Source organism: Bacillus sp. MYb56 (genome assembly GCF_002976445.1).
Lineage (GTDB): Bacteria > Bacillota > Bacilli > Bacillales > Bacillaceae_G > Bacillus_A > Bacillus_A mycoides.
This window is the reverse complement of the sequence record NZ_PCOH01000009.1, coordinates 134,276-151,746: the sequence shown is the minus strand read 5'-3', so window position 1 is coordinate 151,746 and position 17,471 is coordinate 134,276. Positions and strand designations below refer to the sequence as shown.

General features: G+C 36.3%; 15 protein-coding genes and 1 other annotated feature. All 15 genes read left to right on the top strand.

What is annotated here, in order from left to right; genetic code table 11:
• Positions 1 to 193: 193 nt before the first annotated feature.
• Positions 194 to 667: a MaoC/PaaZ C-terminal domain-containing protein gene (locus CQ058_RS13755; RefSeq protein ID WP_002015489.1), complete on the top strand. Its 474-nt coding sequence runs from the start codon at positions 194 to 196 to the stop codon at positions 665 to 667.
• 95 nt (positions 668 to 762) lie between these two features.
• Positions 763 to 999: a hypothetical protein gene (locus tag CQ058_RS13750; protein WP_002190853.1), complete on the top strand. Its 237-nt coding sequence runs from the start codon at positions 763 to 765 to the stop codon at positions 997 to 999.
• A gap of 164 nt (positions 1,000 to 1,163) precedes the next feature.
• Positions 1,164 to 1,883 (top strand): two-component system response regulator PhoP, encoded by a 720-nt coding sequence (gene phoP, locus CQ058_RS13745; RefSeq protein ID WP_002015484.1) that lies wholly within the window; start codon positions 1,164 to 1,166, stop codon positions 1,881 to 1,883.
• A complete protein-coding gene (gene phoR, locus CQ058_RS13740) occupies positions 1,876 to 3,639 on the top strand; it encodes a sensory box histidine kinase PhoR (protein ID WP_002190852.1) in 1,764 nt (587 codons plus the stop codon). The genes phoP and phoR overlap by 8 nt, the downstream gene beginning before the upstream one ends.
• 285 nt (positions 3,640 to 3,924) lie before the next feature.
• The gene (polA, locus tag CQ058_RS13735; RefSeq protein ID WP_002190850.1) at positions 3,925 to 6,558 is read left to right on the top strand and encodes a DNA polymerase I; all 2,634 of its coding nucleotides are present in this window, start codon (positions 3,925 to 3,927) and stop codon (positions 6,556 to 6,558) included.
• A gap of 12 nt (positions 6,559 to 6,570) precedes the next feature.
• Positions 6,571 to 7,401, top strand: coding sequence for a DNA-formamidopyrimidine glycosylase (gene mutM, locus CQ058_RS13730; RefSeq protein WP_002015480.1), 831 nt, complete (start codon positions 6,571 to 6,573; stop codon positions 7,399 to 7,401).
• Positions 7,402 to 7,473: 72 nt separating this feature from the next.
• On the top strand, positions 7,474 to 8,106 hold the full coding sequence (gene ytaF, locus CQ058_RS13725; protein WP_002190849.1) for a sporulation membrane protein YtaF: 633 nt from the start codon (positions 7,474 to 7,476) through the stop codon (positions 8,104 to 8,106).
• Positions 8,107 to 8,159: 53 nt separating this feature from the next.
• The gene (gene coaE / locus CQ058_RS13720; RefSeq protein ID WP_002129351.1) at positions 8,160 to 8,762 is read left to right on the top strand and encodes a dephospho-CoA kinase; all 603 of its coding nucleotides are present in this window, start codon (positions 8,160 to 8,162) and stop codon (positions 8,760 to 8,762) included.
• A 109-nt stretch (positions 8,763 to 8,871) separates the two neighbouring features.
• Positions 8,872 to 9,900: a glyceraldehyde-3-phosphate dehydrogenase gene (locus tag CQ058_RS13715; protein ID WP_002129350.1), complete on the top strand. Its 1,029-nt coding sequence runs from the start codon at positions 8,872 to 8,874 to the stop codon at positions 9,898 to 9,900.
• Positions 9,901 to 10,285: 385 nt separating this feature from the next.
• Entirely contained in the window at positions 10,286 to 10,669 is a 384-nt protein-coding gene (gene speD, locus CQ058_RS13705; RefSeq protein WP_002003660.1) for an adenosylmethionine decarboxylase, read from the top strand.
• Between the two features lie 196 nt (positions 10,670 to 10,865).
• Positions 10,866 to 11,327: a transcriptional regulator NrdR gene (nrdR, locus tag CQ058_RS13700; protein WP_001203686.1), complete on the top strand. Its 462-nt coding sequence runs from the start codon at positions 10,866 to 10,868 to the stop codon at positions 11,325 to 11,327.
• Positions 11,328 to 11,472: 145 nt separating this feature from the next.
• Positions 11,473 to 12,879 carry a replication initiation and membrane attachment family protein gene (locus CQ058_RS13695; RefSeq protein WP_002190848.1) on the top strand — a complete coding sequence of 469 codons (1,407 nt, stop codon included), beginning with the start codon at positions 11,473 to 11,475 and terminating at the stop codon, positions 12,877 to 12,879.
• 33 nt (positions 12,880 to 12,912) lie between these two features.
• Positions 12,913 to 13,851: a primosomal protein DnaI gene (gene dnaI, locus CQ058_RS13690; RefSeq protein WP_002015473.1), complete on the top strand. Its 939-nt coding sequence runs from the start codon at positions 12,913 to 12,915 to the stop codon at positions 13,849 to 13,851.
• Between the two features lie 389 nt (positions 13,852 to 14,240).
• The gene (ytxC, locus tag CQ058_RS13685; RefSeq protein ID WP_002190846.1) at positions 14,241 to 15,122 is read left to right on the top strand and encodes a putative sporulation protein YtxC; all 882 of its coding nucleotides are present in this window, start codon (positions 14,241 to 14,243) and stop codon (positions 15,120 to 15,122) included.
• A 31-nt stretch (positions 15,123 to 15,153) separates the two neighbouring features.
• Positions 15,154 to 15,381: a binding site (T-box leader), on the top strand.
• Between the two features lie 48 nt (positions 15,382 to 15,429).
• Complete coding sequence (gene thrS / locus CQ058_RS13680) at positions 15,430 to 17,367, top strand: threonine--tRNA ligase (protein WP_002190845.1); 1,938 nt, start codon at positions 15,430 to 15,432, stop codon at positions 17,365 to 17,367.
• The last annotated feature ends 104 nt before the right edge of the window (positions 17,368 to 17,471 follow it).

The window sequence follows — 17,471 nt, the reverse complement described above, 5'->3', positions numbered from 1 at the left end:
ATTCGGGGCCCCGAATCTTTTTCTACTATATATTGAAATGTTTTTTTGAAATAATATGAAAACGCTATCATTTGGTGTATCCTATAATGAAACTATAGACTTATACTATACATTGCCCTCATCACAGTAAATTTCGGATAAGGTATCGCTTTTAGTAGGATAATAAGGTGAAAAAATCGGAGGGGGTTGTAACATGTTAAAGAAAAAAGTTCAAATTGGTCGTAGAATGGATGAAATTACAGTAGGAGAGAAATTATCTATCACTGAAAAAATTGAGGATAAAGATTTGTTATTGTACTTAGGGTTAACGAATGATGCCAATCCATTATATATTCAGCATGATTACGCATCCCAAACTCCGTATGAAAAGCCGATTGTCCCAAGCATTATGCTAACGGGACTGATTACAACGGCGGTTACGAAATATTTACCAGGTCCAGGTAGTCATATTACTAGGAAGGACCTTACGTTCGTGAAACATGTTCACCATTATGAAACGTTACAAATCCACTTTGAAGTTGTGGCTGTTTCAGAGGAGGAACATACAATTGATATGCTTGTATTTGCTCATGATGAAAAAGGAGAAACTGTTGTAAAAGGTTCATTAACAGTAACACCACCTTTTAAATCTGTTTCCATTATGGAAAAAGCATTAGATAATTTTTAAAAAATGAAAGTTAGAATGATATAAAAGTAGCGTTAGTCATATTCTTATTAAGGGTATGCTAGCGCTACTTTTTGTTTGGAAAGGGTGATATAACTGTGAAATGGGAGAGGGAAGACATTATTTTTGAAACGATAAGAGAAGCTGAAGTATGGGCCGATTCAATCGCGAATGAAATGTATGGGAAAGTATTTGATGGATATGAAACAACAGATTATAAAATAGCGTATGCTCTTTCGTTTTTCCTAGCGCAAAATCGAGAGTTTATAGTTCATACGGAAGAAGAGTTTAAAAAAGATAGATTCATCTATAAAGTTTGGATAGCGACCGGATAGAGGGAATGAAGTTACGATTGCTTTTATTTTCCGAAACTCTAGTACAAACGAGCTCCATGAATAGACAATTATATTGAGGGAGACCTTGTTTTCTAGTATGATGAGAATAACGGGGAAAATACTAGGATGAAGAAGGTTTCAAGTCTATAACTTGGAGGAAAAGAATGAACAATCGTATTTTAGTAGTTGATGATGAGGAATTTATCTTAACTTTAATTGAATTTAATTTACAACAAGCTGGGTTTGAAGTTATTACAGCAATGGATGGAGAAATGGCGCTTCAAAAAGCGACTACAGAACGCCCAGATTTAATTATATTAGATTTAATGCTTCCAAAAATGGATGGTATGGAAGTTTGTAAAGAATTACGATTGCAGCGTATTATGACGCCGATTTTAATGTTAACAGCAAAAGATGATGAATTTGATAAGGTGCTAGGTCTTGAGCTTGGGGCTGATGATTATATGACGAAGCCATTTAGTCCAAGGGAAGTTGTTGCTCGTGTGAAGGCGATTTTGCGCCGTACGAAATTACAGCAGGAAGAACAAGTTTCAGAATCGCCAGATGAAGAGAGCATCAAAATTGCAGAGCTTAAAATTTTACCGGAGTTTTATGAAGCGTACTTCCAAGGAAGGAAACTGGAATTAACACCGAAAGAATTTGAGTTACTTGTTTATCTTGCGAAAAATAAAAGTCGTGTATTAACTCGTGACCAATTATTAAGTGCTGTATGGAATTATGATTTTGCCGGTGATACAAGAATTGTTGATGTCCATATTAGCCATTTGCGCGATAAAATTGAACAAAATACGAAAAAACCGACGTACATTAAAACGATACGTGGTTTAGGTTATAAATTAGAGGAGCCAAAAGTGGATGAATAAGTTTCGTTCCAGGCTTCTTTTTACATTTGTTTCTCTTATCGTTTTTATTTTAGTTGGACTAGGTGTATTATTAGAAACTGTATTTGAAAACTACTATATAGATCATGCTAAAGAGAGAATGATAAAAGAGACACAGTATGTTGCGGTATTAGCAGAAGAGCAAGGGTTTGATGCTGTTTTAAAAAAGCCTTATGTATTTGAAAAGTTAGAAGAAAAAATACCAGCTTCTATTATATTTGTTGATGAAAAAAAGAAAGTTCAATATAGCGGAGGGCAACCATCTGCATTTAATCAAGAGATGATTAAAGAACTTTCTTCTGAAGCAGCAAAACAACGAAGTAAAGTGATTACGCAAGAAACAGATCAAAAGAATGAATTTTATCATGCGGTGTTCGTTCAAGATCTAACAGGAAAACAAGGATATATTTTGGTGAAAAGTACAATTGAGCCATTGAAAGACGTACATCAAAAAACGTGGGGATTATTAATTATAGGATTTGTTATCGCTTGTCTCGTAGTCGTATTTTTAGGTATGAAAATTACGGGGCAATATATTAGGCCGATTGAATCAGTTACGAAAGTTGCCATTGAATTAGCGAAGGGAAATTATAAAGCACGCGCTTATGAAAGTCATTCGGATGAAACAGGGATGCTGAGTAAAGCGATTAATATTTTAGCTCGTAATTTACAAGAGATGACTCTTGAGCAGGAAATGCAACAGGATCGTCTGCATACGTTAATTGAAAATATGGGAAGTGGAATGATTTTAATTGATAGCCGCGGTTATATAAACCTTGTAAACCGTTCTTATAAGGAAACTTTCCACGTAACAGATGAAGAATATTTAGATCGCTTATATTATGAATCATTTCACCATACAGAAATTATTGAGCTTGTGGAAGAAATCTTTATGACAGAAGTGAAAGTGCGTAAACAAATGTTATTGCCGCTTGGAATTGAGCGAAAGCACTTTGAAGTATATGGAGCGCCGATTATCGGGACGAACCATGAATGGAAAGGTATTGTTCTTGTGTTCCATGACATAACAGAGTTAAAGAAATTAGAACAAATGAGAAAAGACTTTTTAGCGAATGTTTCTCATGAACTAAAGACGCCAATTACTTCTATTAAAGGTTTTTCAGAAACGCTCTTGGATGGGGCTATGGATAATAAAAAATTCTGCGAACATTTCTTACATATTATTTTAAAAGAAAGTGAACGCATGCAAGGATTAATTGAAGATTTATTAGACTTGTCAAAGATTGAGCAACAAGGGTTTAAACTAAATATGGGGACCGTTGATATGAAGGAACTTCTTGAAGATATTCATATGGTGCTTGATAATAAAGCGGGAGAAAAAGAAATCTCTTTACAAGTGAATGCATTGAAACGAGTTTCCGTTATTGGAGATCCAGGCCGCTTGAAACAAATCTTTATTAATTTAATTAATAACGCGATTGTATATACACCGGCTGGAGGCGTTGTTTCTGTTGAATTGGCAGAAGATAAATATAATGCTTATATAAAAGTATCTGATACTGGAATTGGTATTAGTAAAGAGGAAATCCCACGTATTTTTGAACGCTTTTACCGAGTGGATAAAGCAAGAAGTAGAAATACGGGTGGAACGGGTCTTGGTTTATCAATCGTAAAACATTTAGTTGAAGCGCATCAAGGTACGATTACAGTGGATAGTGAGGTTGGGGAAGGAACAACATTTACAGTTGTTTTACCAAAATCAGCTACTGAAAAATAGGATGAAGGATATTTACAATATATTAACAATGGCTTAATTAAATATTAATAAAGCTCTGTTAATATAATATATGAAAACCCCTTCATCCAAGGAGTAATTTTGGACGAGAGTAGTTATGCTATTCTCGTCACTTCCCTTTATGCCAATGTAAGTTTGTTTATATATGATAGAAAAAAACCGTTATTTTTCTTCTCTCTATTAGTCATGTTAATATAGAGAGAGGACAGGAACGGTTTTTTTTCTGTGGAAAAAACCGTTTCAAATATGTATGGGGAGGTTTGTAGTTTGGAAAAAAAAGTCGTATTAGTAGATGGTAATAATATCGCGTATCGTGCTTTCTTTGCACTACCGCTTTTAAATAACGACAAAGGTATACATACGAACGCAATTTATGGTTTTACAATGATGTTAATGAGGATACTAGAGGAAGAAAAACCGACGCATATGCTTGTGGCGTTTGATGCGGGGAAAACAACATTCCGTCATAAAACGTATAGTGATTACAAGGGAGGGCGTCAAAAGACTCCACCTGAGTTATCAGAGCAATTCCCGTTTATTCGTGAGGTGCTTGATGCATTCAATGTACCGCGTTATGAGCTGGAAAATTATGAAGCGGATGACATTATGGGAACGTTAGCGAAAGAAGCGAGTGAGCAAGGGTTTCATGTTAAAGTTATTTCAGGAGATAAAGATTTACTGCAACTTGTTTCAGATAATACACTCGTATGTATTCCTCGCAAAGGGATTACGGAAGTAGATGAATATACGAAAGAAGCTTTATTTGAGAAATATAGCTTATCACCAAAGCAAATTATCGATATGAAAGGTTTAATGGGAGACCAATCGGATAACATTCCAGGTGTACCAGGTGTTGGTGAGAAGACAGCCATTAAATTATTAACGCAATTTGAAACGGTAGAAGCAGTATATGAAAACTTAGATCAAGTGAGTGGAAAGAAATTAAAAGAAAAGTTAGAAGCGAATAAAGAACAAGCTCTTATGAGTAAAGAACTTGCGACTATTATTACAGACGCACCGATTACTGTGCATGTAGATGATATGGAATATAAAGGGTATGAACCAAACGATTTGATTCCAATGTTCGAGAATTTAGGATTTACATCCCTTTTAAATAAGTTAGGTGTTACGCCGGAGGAAACGGCTCCAGCTGAATTAGATGATATTACATTTGATATTGTAGAAGAAGTTGCAGAAGAAATGCTTCAGCAAGATAGTGCGCTTATTGTTGAAGTGCAAGAAGATAATTATCATAAAGCCGATATTCAAGGTTTTGGTATTCAAAATGAAAATGGTTGTTACTTCATTCCAGCCGATGTTGCTCTTAAATCGGATGCTTTTAAAGAGTGGCTTGCAAATGGAGAAATGAGAAAACATACATTTGATGCGAAGCGTGCTATCGTTGCTCTCAAGTGGAAAGGTGTAGATATTCAAGGGATTGACTTTGATTTATTAATTGCCGCTTATTTACTTGATCCAGCCGATACAGATAAAGATTTCCGTACTGTAGCGAAAATGAAAGAAACGCATGCCGTAAAATCTGACGAAGAAGTTTACGGGAAAGGTGCGAAGCGTGCTGTTCCGGGGCTAGAGGTAGTAGCGGAGCATGTAGCTCGTAAAGTGCATGTATTATATGATGTAAAGCAAACGTTCTTAGAAGAATTAAAAAAGAACGAGCAATATGAATTATTTACGGAATTAGAATTACCACTTGCACGTGTATTAGCTGATATGGAAGTGAAAGGTGTAAAAGTTGATACGGATCGTCTTCGTAATATGGGAGAAGAACTTGCAGGTAGATTAAAGGAAATGGAACAGGAAATTTATAAGCTTGCGGGAACAGAATTTAATATTAATTCACCGAAGCAACTTGGGGTTATTCTGTTTGAGAATTTAAACTTACCAGTTATTAAAAAGACGAAAACAGGTTATTCTACGTCGGCGGATGTATTAGATAAACTTATGGATCGTCATGAAATTATTCCAAATATTTTACATTACCGTCAATTAGGAAAGCTAAATTCAACTTACATTGAAGGTTTATTGAAAGTTGTACATGAAGATTCATCTAAAATCCATACTCGTTTTAATCAAGTGTTAACGCAAACAGGTCGATTAAGTTCAACAGATCCGAACTTACAAAATATCCCGATTCGCTTAGAAGAAGGAAGAAAGATTCGTCAGGCATTCGTTCCATCAGAAGAAGGATGGATCATGTACGCGGCTGATTATTCACAAATCGAACTTCGTGTGCTTGCTCACATTGCAAAAGATCCAGGGTTAGTTGAAGCGTTCCAACATGACATGGATATTCATACGAAAACAGCTATGGATGTATTTGGTGTTGGGAAAGATGAAGTAACATCTAACATGAGACGACAAGCAAAAGCTGTTAACTTCGGAATTGTGTATGGTATTAGTGATTATGGTCTTTCGCAAAACTTAGGAATTACAAGAAAAGCAGCAGCGGAATTTATTGAAAAGTATTTAGAAAGTTTCCCTGGTGTACAAGAATACATGGATGAAATCGTAAAAGATGCGAAACAAAAAGGATATGTGGTTACATTATTAAATCGTCGCCGTTATATTCCGGAAATTACGAGTCGTAATTTCAATTTACGTAGCTTTGCTGAGCGTACAGCTATGAATACACCAATTCAAGGTAGTGCGGCTGATATTATTAAAAAAGCGATGATTATTATGGCAGATCGTCTAGAAGAAGAAGGATTACAAGCGCGTCTTCTTCTGCAAGTACACGATGAATTGATATTTGAAGCACCAAAAGAAGAAATTGAAAAATTAGAGAAGCTTGTACCTGAAGTAATGGAGCATGCAATTGAACTAGCCGTTCCATTGAAAGTTGATTATTCTTACGGTCCAACTTGGTACGATGCGAAATAAGGACGTGATGAAATGCCGGAATTACCAGAGGTTGAAAACGTTAGACGGACGCTTGAAAATCTTGTAACAGGAAAAACGATTGAAGATGTCGTTATTACTTATCCCAAAATAGTAAAACGACCGGATGATGCAGAAATTTTTAAAGAAATGCTAAGAGGCGAGACAATTGAAAATATAAAGCGAAGAGGTAAGTTTTTGCTTTTGTATGTAACGAACTATGTAATTGTTTCACATTTGCGCATGGAAGGTAAGTTTTTACTTCATCAAGAGGATGAGCCGATTGATAAACATACGCACGTCCGTTTCTTATTTACAGATGGAACTGAATTACATTATAAAGATGTGAGAAAGTTTGGTACGATGCATCTCTTTAAGAAAGGTGAAGAGTTGAATCAAATGCCTCTTGCAGATTTAGGACCAGAGCCATTTGATGCTGAATTGACACCGCAGTACTTACAAGAAAGATTGCAAAAGACAAATCGCAAAATAAAAGTCGTATTATTAGATCAGCGTCTTTTAGTAGGGCTTGGAAATATATATGTAGATGAAGTATTATTCCGTTCGCAAATTCATCCAGAACGAGAAGCCGCATCTTTAACAGAAGAAGAAATAGAAAGAATTTACGAGGCGATTGTTACAACGCTGGGCGAAGCTGTTAAGCGAGGCGGAAGTACAATTAGAACGTATATTAATTCACAAGGACAAATTGGTTCGTTCCAGGAACTTCTAAATGTATATGGGAAAAAAGGAGAACCGTGTGTGACTTGCGGTACGCTATTAGAAAAAACAGTTGTTGGCGGAAGGGGAACACATTACTGCCCAATTTGCCAACCTAGAATATAGAAAAGGGATAACATCGGATAGGCATTTGTCATATACATAGAGCAGAGCTATGTATAAGGGAGGAGCTTACCGATGTACCTTTATTTATCTCTTATTTTATTAGCTTTTACATTAAGCTTAGATAGCTGTAGTGTAGGGCTAACATACGGGTTAAGGAGCGTAAGAATTCCACTAAGATCAATTATAATTATCGGGATCTGTTCAGCAGCTGTAATGCTCGTTTCCATGGGAATTGGACATATGATCGCGAAAATATTTTCACCTGTTATCGCAACGCGTATCGGCGGATTTGTTCTTATTGGAATAGGTATTTGGGTATTATATCAATTTTTTCGAAGTGATAAAAAAGAAGAACCGAAGCAAGAGGAGAAGGTTTGGAAACTAGAAATTGCTTCGCTAGGGTTAGTGATTCAAATTTTGCGGAAGCCGACTGTTGCGGATTTTGATAAATCAGGAACTATCTCTGCAGGAGAAGCGTTACTTCTTGGTATTGCTCTTTCTATAGATTCGTTTGGTGCTGGAATTGGTGCATCTTTATTAGGTTATGCACCCGCGATGATGGCGGCATTAGTCGCGGTTATGAGTTCTTTATTTTTATTTATTGGAATGAAGCTCGGTACGATTTTATCAAATATGAAATGGTTACAAAAATTTACATTTCTGCCTGGGGTATTACTCATTATTATTGGAATTTGGAAAATGTAAGTATGGGCGTGGAACATTAGTTTCGCGCCTTTAATATTGTGAGGAGGATTATTATGACAGTAGTAATTGGATTAACAGGAGGCATTGCAAGCGGAAAAAGTACGGTATCAGAAATGTTTCGTGAAATGAGTATACCGGTTATTGATGCAGATATTATTGCGCGAGAAGTTGTAGAACGAGGAAAACCGGCATATAACAAAATTGTAGAGGTGTTCGGAACGGAAGTGTTACAAAAAGATGGAGAGCTTGATCGACCAAAGCTTGGGAGTGTCGTTTTTTATAATGAAGAAAAACGATTGCAGTTAAACGAAATTGTTCATCCTGCAGTGCGTGAAGAAATGAATGCACAAAAGGAGATGTACATAAAAGAAAGTATGCAAGCGGTTGTGTTAGATATCCCTCTTTTGTTTGAAAGTAAATTAACAAATCTCGTTGATCGTGTTTTAGTTGTAGCAGTCACACCGAATACGCAATTGGAACGTTTAATGAAACGAAATAACTTTTCAGAAGAAGAAGCAACGGCTCGTATTCAATCTCAAATGCCATTAGAAGAAAAAGTAAAGAAGGCAGATGAGGTAATTTATAATGATGGCACAATTACTGGAACGAAAACACAATTAGCTTCTATTTTGAAAGAATGGAACATTATTGATTAAAAAATTGTGAAATTAATGAAAATGCTTAGTGACATATCTCCTTTTTGTGTTATACTATTATTGGGATTGGAGATAAATAGTATAACGCATTCAAGGGGGATAACATATTATGACTCGTGTGGCAATTAATGGATTTGGACGTATCGGGAGAATGGTATTTCGTCAAGCAATAAAAGAAAGCGCATTCAAAATTGTAGCAATAAATGCAAGCTATCCATCAGAAACGTTAGCGCATTTAATTAAATATGATACAGTTCATGGAAAGTTTGACGGAACAGTGGAAGCATTTGAAGATCACTTACTAGTTGATGGGAAAATGATTCGCCTTTTAAACAACCGCGATCCAAAGGAGTTGCCTTGGAAAGATCTAGGTGTTGAAGTTGTAATTGAAGCAACTGGTAAATTTAACTCGAAAGAAAAAGCAATTCTTCATGTTGAAGCTGGAGCGAAAAAAGTTATTTTAACAGCACCTGGTAAAAATGAAGATGTAACAATCGTAGTTGGTGTGAACGAAGACCAATTAGATATTACAAAGCATACTGTTATTTCAAATGCATCTTGTACAACAAACTGTTTAGCGCCTGTTGTAAAGGTGTTAGATGAGCAGTTCGGAATTGAAAACGGTTTAATGACAACTGTTCATGCTTATACAAATGACCAAAAAAATATTGATAACCCACATAAAGATTTAAGAAGAGCGCGTGCTTGCGGACAGTCTATCATTCCAACAACGACGGGTGCTGCAAAAGCGCTAGCAAAAGTTCTTCCACACTTAAACGGAAAACTTCATGGTATGGCACTTCGTGTACCAACACCAAACGTGTCTCTTGTTGACCTAGTAGTAGACGTAAAACGTGATGTAACAGTTGAAGATATTAATGAAGCGTTCAAAACTGTTGCAAACGGTGCATTAAAAGGAATTGTAGAATTCAGCGAAGAGCCTTTAGTGTCTATCGATTTTAATACAAATACACACTCAGCTATTATTGATGGTTTGTCTACAATGGTAATGGGTGATCGTAAAGTGAAAGTACTTGCTTGGTATGATAACGAGTGGGGCTACTCTCGTCGTGTTGTAGATCTTGTAACGTTAGTTGTTGATGAATTAGCGAAACAAAAAAATGTGCAACATATTTAAGTGAACGAGAGAGGGCAAGTGAAAATTTGCCCTCTTTTTTATTTTTTTCTGAAAAGGAAAAAAATTATATAAGTATATTTTTAAATAGTGGACATACCACGAAACGTTGGGATTACTGTATTCGTGAATCATTAATCTTTTTTAGGGAAAAGTAAAGAGGAAAATATGACAGAAAATCGAAAAAACTGTTGTTGCAAAATGAAAATAAACAAAGTATACTAACACTCGTAAACTTAAGAGCTGAGGTACGTAGTCACTACTTAAAGGGTTAGGACCTCTCTGGACTAACTTTCCCCCGTGGTAGTGGAGCAAGCCAAATTGCAAATTAGTTTTCAATTCGAACAGTTAGAATAAATTTACAAGGGGGAACTGTAGAATGGATACTATGGATACGATGGGTCGTCACGTGATTGCTGAACTTTGGGATTGCGATTTCGACAAGCTTAATGACATGCCGTATATTGAACAATTATTTGTGGATGCAGCACTAAGAGCTGGTGCTGAAGTACGTGAGGTTGCTTTTCATAAATTTGCACCGCAAGGTGTAAGTGGAGTAGTAATTATCTCGGAATCACATTTAACAATTCATAGCTTTCCGGAGCACGGTTACGCAAGTATTGATGTTTATACTTGTGGGGATCGTATTGATCCAAATGTTGCTGCAGAATATATTGCAGAAGGTTTAAACGCGAAAACGCGTGAGAGCATCGAGCTTCCTCGAGGCACTGGTAGCTTCGAAATTAAGCAGAGAGAAACAAAAGCTCTTTAAAAAAGAACATAATTGATTTAAAATGTAAAGAGGTGTATAATGCACCTCTTTTTTAGTTTATATAAAATAGGATCACGATATGTAATAACTTAGAGTGGTCATTATAGAAGAATGAGTTATATAATATTGTATATATATTTTCACATGTAGGTGAGTAGCGAAAGAATAAAGATTATAGTGTAAAGGAGTGAATGAATTGCGTTGTCCATCCTGTTTTCATAATGGAACAAGAGTGTTAGATTCGCGTCCGGTAGACGAGGGGCGCTCTATTCGAAGAAGAAGAGAGTGTGAAAGTTGTTTAAGTCGCTTTACGACATTTGAAAGAGTAGAAGAATCACCTCTTATCGTTGTTAAAAAAGAAGGAACACGAGAAGAGTTTAATAAAGAGAAAATTTTACGCGGTTTAATTAAAGCGTGTGAAAAAAGACCTGTATCTTTAAGGCAGTTAGAGGAAGTAACACAAAGTGTGGAGCGTGAACTTCGTAACTTAGGTATATCAGAAGTGAAAAGTGATATGATTGGTGAAATTGTTATGGAAGAACTTCGTGATATTGATGATGTTGCGTACGTACGTTTTGCTTCTGTGTATCGTCAATTTAAAGATTTAAATGTATTTATTGAAGAATTAAAAGATATACTGCAAAAAGAGAGAGAGTAGAAGGAATCTCTTTATATACTGTAAGTAAACGAGATAAGAGAGCTAGAAGCGGAAGCTAATAGCTCTTTTTCGCTAATAAATTATATAATAAAGATAGAACGAGTGAAATGTAGGCTAGATTGGATGAGAGAAAGGAAAAGCAAGAATGGAAAAACAGTCATGGATGGAGCTATTGCCGATTGATCGTTATAAAGTAAGTGCGAAAGGGTTGTTACATAATTACGACCGGAAAGTATTAACGATGTTGTATCAGCCGTTAATAGGTAGTAGAGCTTTTAGCTTATACATGACACTATGGGGAGAGTTAGAGCAAGATCGTGTGTTTGGAAAAGAGAATACACATCACTCCCTTATGGTGACTATGCAAATGCAACTTCCTGAAATATATGGGGAACGAGTAAAGTTAGAAGCGATTGGTCTTTTAAATGTATATATTAAGAAAGAAAAAGATATTCGGATGTTTATATATGAATTGCAACCACCTTTATCTCCGAAGCAGTTTTTTGATGATATTGTTTTAAGTATCTTTTTATATAATCGCTTGAGTCGGACAAAATACAATCAAGTAAAGCAATATTTCTTAGAAGAAGAATTCGATTTTGCTTCTTATGAAAATGTTACGCGCTCCTTCAACGATATATTTGATTCGTTTAACCCAGGTCAGTTTGAATATGCGCAAGAAGAACTGCGTATCCCGAAAACGACAATTATGCCAAGTAACGAGAATGGGGATGCTCCGAAAGTTTGGAACGATTTCTTTGATTTCTCGTTATTTGTAGACGGACTATCAGCCCTTGTTCCTAAAAAGGCGATTACAGATCAAGTGAGAGAATGTGTTATTACACTCGCTTATGTGTACGGTGTGGATGTGTTATCGATGCAAAATATCGTTCTTGGCGCAGTGACAGAAGTGCAAACAATTGATATCGAAAGGCTTCGGAAGGGAGCACGCGATTGGTATCAATTCGAAAATGGTCAAGCGTTACCTGTATTAAGTGAAAGAGTGCAACCTCATGCTGCTCGTACAATGAAAGAGAAAGAGCCATCTACGCAAGAAGAGATGCTAATGAAACAGTTAGAGGAAATCTCGCCAAAACAACTATTGAAAGAGATTTCAGGCGGTGCAGAGGCGACGAAAGCGGACTTGCAAATCGTTGAGGATGTAATGATAAATCAAAAGTTAACGCCAGGGGTTGTGAATGTACTTATTTATTACGTTATGCTACGCTCAGATATGAAGCTTGCTAAAACGTATGTCGAGAAGATTGCTGGACATTGGGCGCGAAAAAAGGTCGGTACAGTAGGCGAGGCGATGGCGCTAGCGAAAGAAGAGAATCGTCAATATCAAGAGTGGGCTGAGAAGAAGAAAAAAGGTCGTACAGCGAAGAAAACAGTGCGAAAAGAAATGGTGCCAGATTGGCTTAAAGAAGAGTCGAAAGAAGAAGAGAAAGAACCTGCAAAAAATGACGTAAGTGCGAAAAAAGATGCAAGTACGTTAGAAGATGAACGGAAACGATTAGAAGAAGTATTGAAAAAATATAAGCGTGATTAATAAAAGAAAATGAACGCTCTTTGAGGTGAGAAAATGGAGCATATTCAAAATTCATTTACGAAATTAATGGAAAATAAAAACTTTAAAAATAGATATGAAGTCTTAAAGGCAGAAGTGATGGCGCACCCTCGTGTGAAAGAATTTATAGACGAACATAAAGGTGAAGTAACGACTTCTATGATTGAACGAAGTCTTGTGAAGTTATATGAATATATTGGACAAAGTGTAGGGTGTGCGGATTGTCCAGATTTAGGGTCATGTAAAAATATGCTACAAGGATATGAGCCGAAGCTCGTCATTCAAGGTAAGATGATTGATATTCAATACGATCGTTGTATTAGAAAAGTAGCATATGATGAGAGAAAAAAATATGAAAAACTCGTTCAAAGTGTATATATGCCAGTTGACATTTTGCAGGCAACTATGGAAAATTTAGACCCTTCAGATTTAGATGCACGTATTGATGCAATAGGTGCAACGAATGAATTTTTAAACACATACGAACCAGGTAAAAAAGCACAAGGTTTATATTTGTACGGTAAATTTGGTGTAGGGAAAACGTATCTTTTAGGGGCAATTGCAAATGAGCTTGCGCGAAAGAAAATTAGTTCGATGCTCGTATACTTCCCTGAATTTTTACGTGAAATCAAAAGTTCGATTCAAGATAATTCGATTAGCGGAAAGATTGATGCTGTCAAACGTGTACAAGTATTAATGTTAGATGATATCGGGGCAGAAGCGATGTCAAGTTTTGTACGTGATGATGTACTCGGTGCAATCTTGCAATTCCGTATGTTGGAAAACTTACCGACGTTCTTTACATCTAACTTTGATTTCAAACAGTTGGAACATCATTTAACGTATACACAGCGCGGTGAAGCAGAAGAGATGAAAGCGGCCCGTATTATGGAACGAATTAAATATTTAGCGAAGCCAATCCCAATTGGCGGGAAAAATCGTCGTAATAAGTAAAGAGCGAGCTGAGAAGCTTGCTCTTTTTTATCCCGCTATTGGCGGGCAGTAAGACTCCCACCTCAAAATTCGGCTGTAAAGCAAAGAAGTTAGGTGGGAGCCCTGCTGCCCGTAAAAGCCCGATTGGTGCGGGCTAATAATCAGTGGAGGATGGACAAAACCTCCACTGATTAAAGTTTCACTTTATTTTAATCATTTTTTCAGAGTAGCTTGTATCATTTTTTTCTCCCTCCCTTAATATATATAAAATTAGCAAGCCATATCGAGTGGATGTTCTAACGATGGGAGATAGGTTTCTACTAAGAGTGAACTTCCATAGATCGGACTCTTATAGGATTTGTAACGTATAGATGCAATCCTTTAGAGCGGGGATAAAAGGGGGGACAAAAGTGATTGAAATTTGCTTCGAAGAAAAAAATGATGCTGTGTACGTATACAGACAACTAACGAAAAGAACAGAATCCTTATATAAGGAAACAAGTGTATATTTAAATGAACAAAAGGTTGTTATTCATATACCATTATGTGAATCAAATTATATTGAAAAGATTTTATTGCCAGTATTACTATATTTCATTATGAATGTGAAACAAAATGAATGGATTCATACCATTTTAAAGGAAAAGTTTTTTTATGAAGAACAAGAAGAGTGTCATCAAATATTGCATATGGCACATGAGATTTTAAAGGAAAGAAGAAAAGGAGTAGCTAGTGATTTAACACGTCAAAAATTTGAATCTTATATTGCGTCGTCTTTGAATGATTGGCTTTGTGATCCGCTCTCATTCTCGTTTTCATCATACGTTCGTTTTCGTCTTCGTACATATAGGGAAATGGTAACTAAGCTTGCTGAAGTTGCAATTGATGAGTATAAGATGGAGCAGGAATACCAAATATTCATTGAGACACTTCGCCAACAAGTAAGTAGCCGGAAATCACGTTTGTCCTGTGTACATCTTATTTTTGATGAAAGTTTTATTTTCTATGATGATAAAGGTAGGCGTTTAAAACAGGAGAAATTGGTTCAATATATAGATGAAGAATTATTAAAGAAACAGGATGTATATATCGATACGAAAGTAATTGCACCACTTCTTTCTATTTCGCCGAAAAAGATTTATTTATATACGAAAGAACAAGATCATAACATGATTGTTACTTTGCGAAATGTATTTCAGGAACGGGTCCAATTACATGGTTTGCATGAGTTTGAGCGCAATGTGAAAAATTTAAAAAATAAAGGTAACGCCCTTGATTTTCTAAGTTTTTGAGCATATAATTACCTACATAAATGAAATATATTGAAATGTCATGATGAGGACATGAGTAGTTATCTACGATTTTCAGAGAGGGAAGCCTTAGGGTGCGAGCTTCCTAGTACGGGATTATTACTTACCACCTCTAAACTTTAGCAGTGAACGTTTTTCTAGTAATTGCTAACGGACAACACCGTTATGTTGAACTTGAGCAATTAACAATAAGGTTAATTGGAACAAGGGTGGAACCACGAATTCAACACTCGTCCCTTTTTATGGGATGAGTGTTTTTTATTTTGAAAAAAAAGAGGAGTGACCAGTGATGGCAGATGTAGTTAAAATTACTTTCCCTGATGGAGCTGTGAAGGAGTTTCCAAAAGGAGTAACAACTGAAGAAATCGCAGCTTCTATTAGCCCAGGCTTAAAGAAAAAAGCTGTGGCTGGAAAATTAAACGATGAGATGATCGATCTTGTTACACCAATCGAAGAAGATGGTGCAGTTTCTATTATTACATTAGATTCTGAAGATGGCTTATATATTTTACGCCACTCAACAGCTCACCTTTTAGCACAAGCGTTAAAACGTTTATATAAAGATGTTAAGCTTGAGCTTGGCATTGGTCCAGTAATCGAAAATGGCTTCTACTACGATATTGATATGGAAGAAGCAATTACAGTTGAGGACTTCAAGAAAATCGAAAAAGAAATGCAAAAAATCGTGAACGAAAACTTAGAAATCGTTCGTCATGAAGTACCACGTGCAGAAGCACTTCGTCGCTTTGAAGAAATCGGCGATGAGTTAAAATTAGATTTAATTAACGATCTTCCAGAAGATGCAGTTATTTCAATTTATGAGCAAGGCGAATTCTTCGACCTATGCCGTGGTGTTCATCTTCCATCTACAGGGAAAATTAAAGTATTTAAATTATTAAGTGTTGCAGGTGCTTACTGGCGCGGCGACAGCAATAATAAAATGTTACAACGTATTTACGGTACTGCATTCGTTAAGAAAGCAGAATTAGATGAGCACTTACGTATGCTTGAAGAAGCGAAAGAGCGCGATCACCGTAAATTAGGTAAAGAGTTAAAACTATTTACTAATAGCCAAAAAGTAGGACAAGGGTTACCACTTTGGTTACCAAAAGGTGCAACAATTCGCCGTATTATCGAGCGTTACATCGTTGATAAAGAAGCAAGCTTAGGCTATGATCACGTATACACTCCAGTATTAGGAAGTAGAGAGCTTTATGAAACTTCTGGTCACTGGAACCATTACCGTGATGGCATGTTCCCATCAATGGAAATGGATAATGAAGAGTTAGTTCTTCGTCCAATGAACTGCCCTCACCATATGATGGTTTATAAAAATGATATTCACAGCTACCGTGAATTACCAATCCGTATTGCGGAACTTGGAACAATGCACCGCTATGAAATGTCTGGAGCATTATCTGGATTACAACGTGTACGCGGAATGACTTTAAATGATGCGCACATTTTCGTTCGTCCAGATCAAATTAAAGAAGAATTAAAACGTGTTGTAAACTTAACGTTAGAAGTGTACAAAGATTTTGGTTTAGAAAACTATTCATTCCGTCTATCTTATCGTGACCCAGCAGATACTAAAAAGTATTATGCTGATGATGAGATGTGGGAAAAAGCACAAGGTATGTTAAAAGAAGCTATGGATGAAATGGGTCTTGATTACTATGAAGCTGAAGGTGAAGCGGCATTCTATGGTCCGAAACTTGACGTTCAAGTTCGTACTGCTCTTGGAAAAGACGAAACACTTTCAACTGTACAATTAGACTTCTTACTTCCAGAACGCTTTGAATTAACTTACGTTGGTGAAGACGGTAAACAACATCGTCCAGTTGTAATTCACCGTGGTGTTGTATCAACTATGGAACGTTTCGTAGCCTTCTTAATTGAAGAATACAAAGGCGCATTCCCAACTTGGTTAGCTCCAGTTCAGGCGCAAGTAATTCCAGTTTCTCCGCAAGTACATTTAGACTATGCGAAGAAAGTACAAGATGAATTACGACGTGCTGGTATCCGTGTTGAATTAGACACTCGTGAAGAGAAAATTGGTTACAAAATCCGTGAAGCACAAATGCAAAAGATTCCGTACATGCTTGTAGTAGGTGACAATGAAGTTACTGAAAATGGCGTTAACGTACGTAAATATGGTGAACAAAAATCAGAAACAATCGCATTAGATGCGTTTGTTGACATGATTAAGGTAGAAGGAAAACGATAAGAAAGAGCCGCGGTATACCGCGGCTTATTTATGTATTATAAAAAAGAAAATTTAGAAAAAATAACCAAACAATACTTATCATAAAAAAGTATTGCAAGTATGCT

What these genes read in the sequence shown, in the direction of transcription:
- CQ058_RS13755 (WP_002015489.1), top strand. Translation starts at nt 194, where the DNA reads ATGTTAAAGAAAAAAGTTCAAATTGGTCGTAGAATGGATGAAATTACA.
- thrS (WP_002190845.1), top strand. Translation starts at nt 15,430, where the DNA reads ATGGCAGATGTAGTTAAAATTACTTTCCCTGATGGAGCTGTGAAGGAG.
- coaE (WP_002129351.1), top strand. Translation starts at nt 8,160, where the DNA reads ATGACAGTAGTAATTGGATTAACAGGAGGCATTGCAAGCGGAAAAAGT.
- mutM (WP_002015480.1), top strand. Translation starts at nt 6,571, where the DNA reads ATGCCGGAATTACCAGAGGTTGAAAACGTTAGACGGACGCTTGAAAAT.
- phoR (WP_002190852.1), top strand. Translation starts at nt 1,876, where the DNA reads ATGAATAAGTTTCGTTCCAGGCTTCTTTTTACATTTGTTTCTCTTATC.
- dnaI (WP_002015473.1), top strand. Translation starts at nt 12,913, where the DNA reads ATGGAGCATATTCAAAATTCATTTACGAAATTAATGGAAAATAAAAAC.
- ytaF (WP_002190849.1), top strand. Translation starts at nt 7,474, where the DNA reads ATGTACCTTTATTTATCTCTTATTTTATTAGCTTTTACATTAAGCTTA.
- CQ058_RS13715 (WP_002129350.1), top strand. Translation starts at nt 8,872, where the DNA reads ATGACTCGTGTGGCAATTAATGGATTTGGACGTATCGGGAGAATGGTA.
- CQ058_RS13695 (WP_002190848.1), top strand. Translation starts at nt 11,473, where the DNA reads ATGGAAAAACAGTCATGGATGGAGCTATTGCCGATTGATCGTTATAAA.
- phoP (WP_002015484.1), top strand. Translation starts at nt 1,164, where the DNA reads ATGAACAATCGTATTTTAGTAGTTGATGATGAGGAATTTATCTTAACT.
- speD (WP_002003660.1), top strand. Translation starts at nt 10,286, where the DNA reads ATGGATACGATGGGTCGTCACGTGATTGCTGAACTTTGGGATTGCGAT.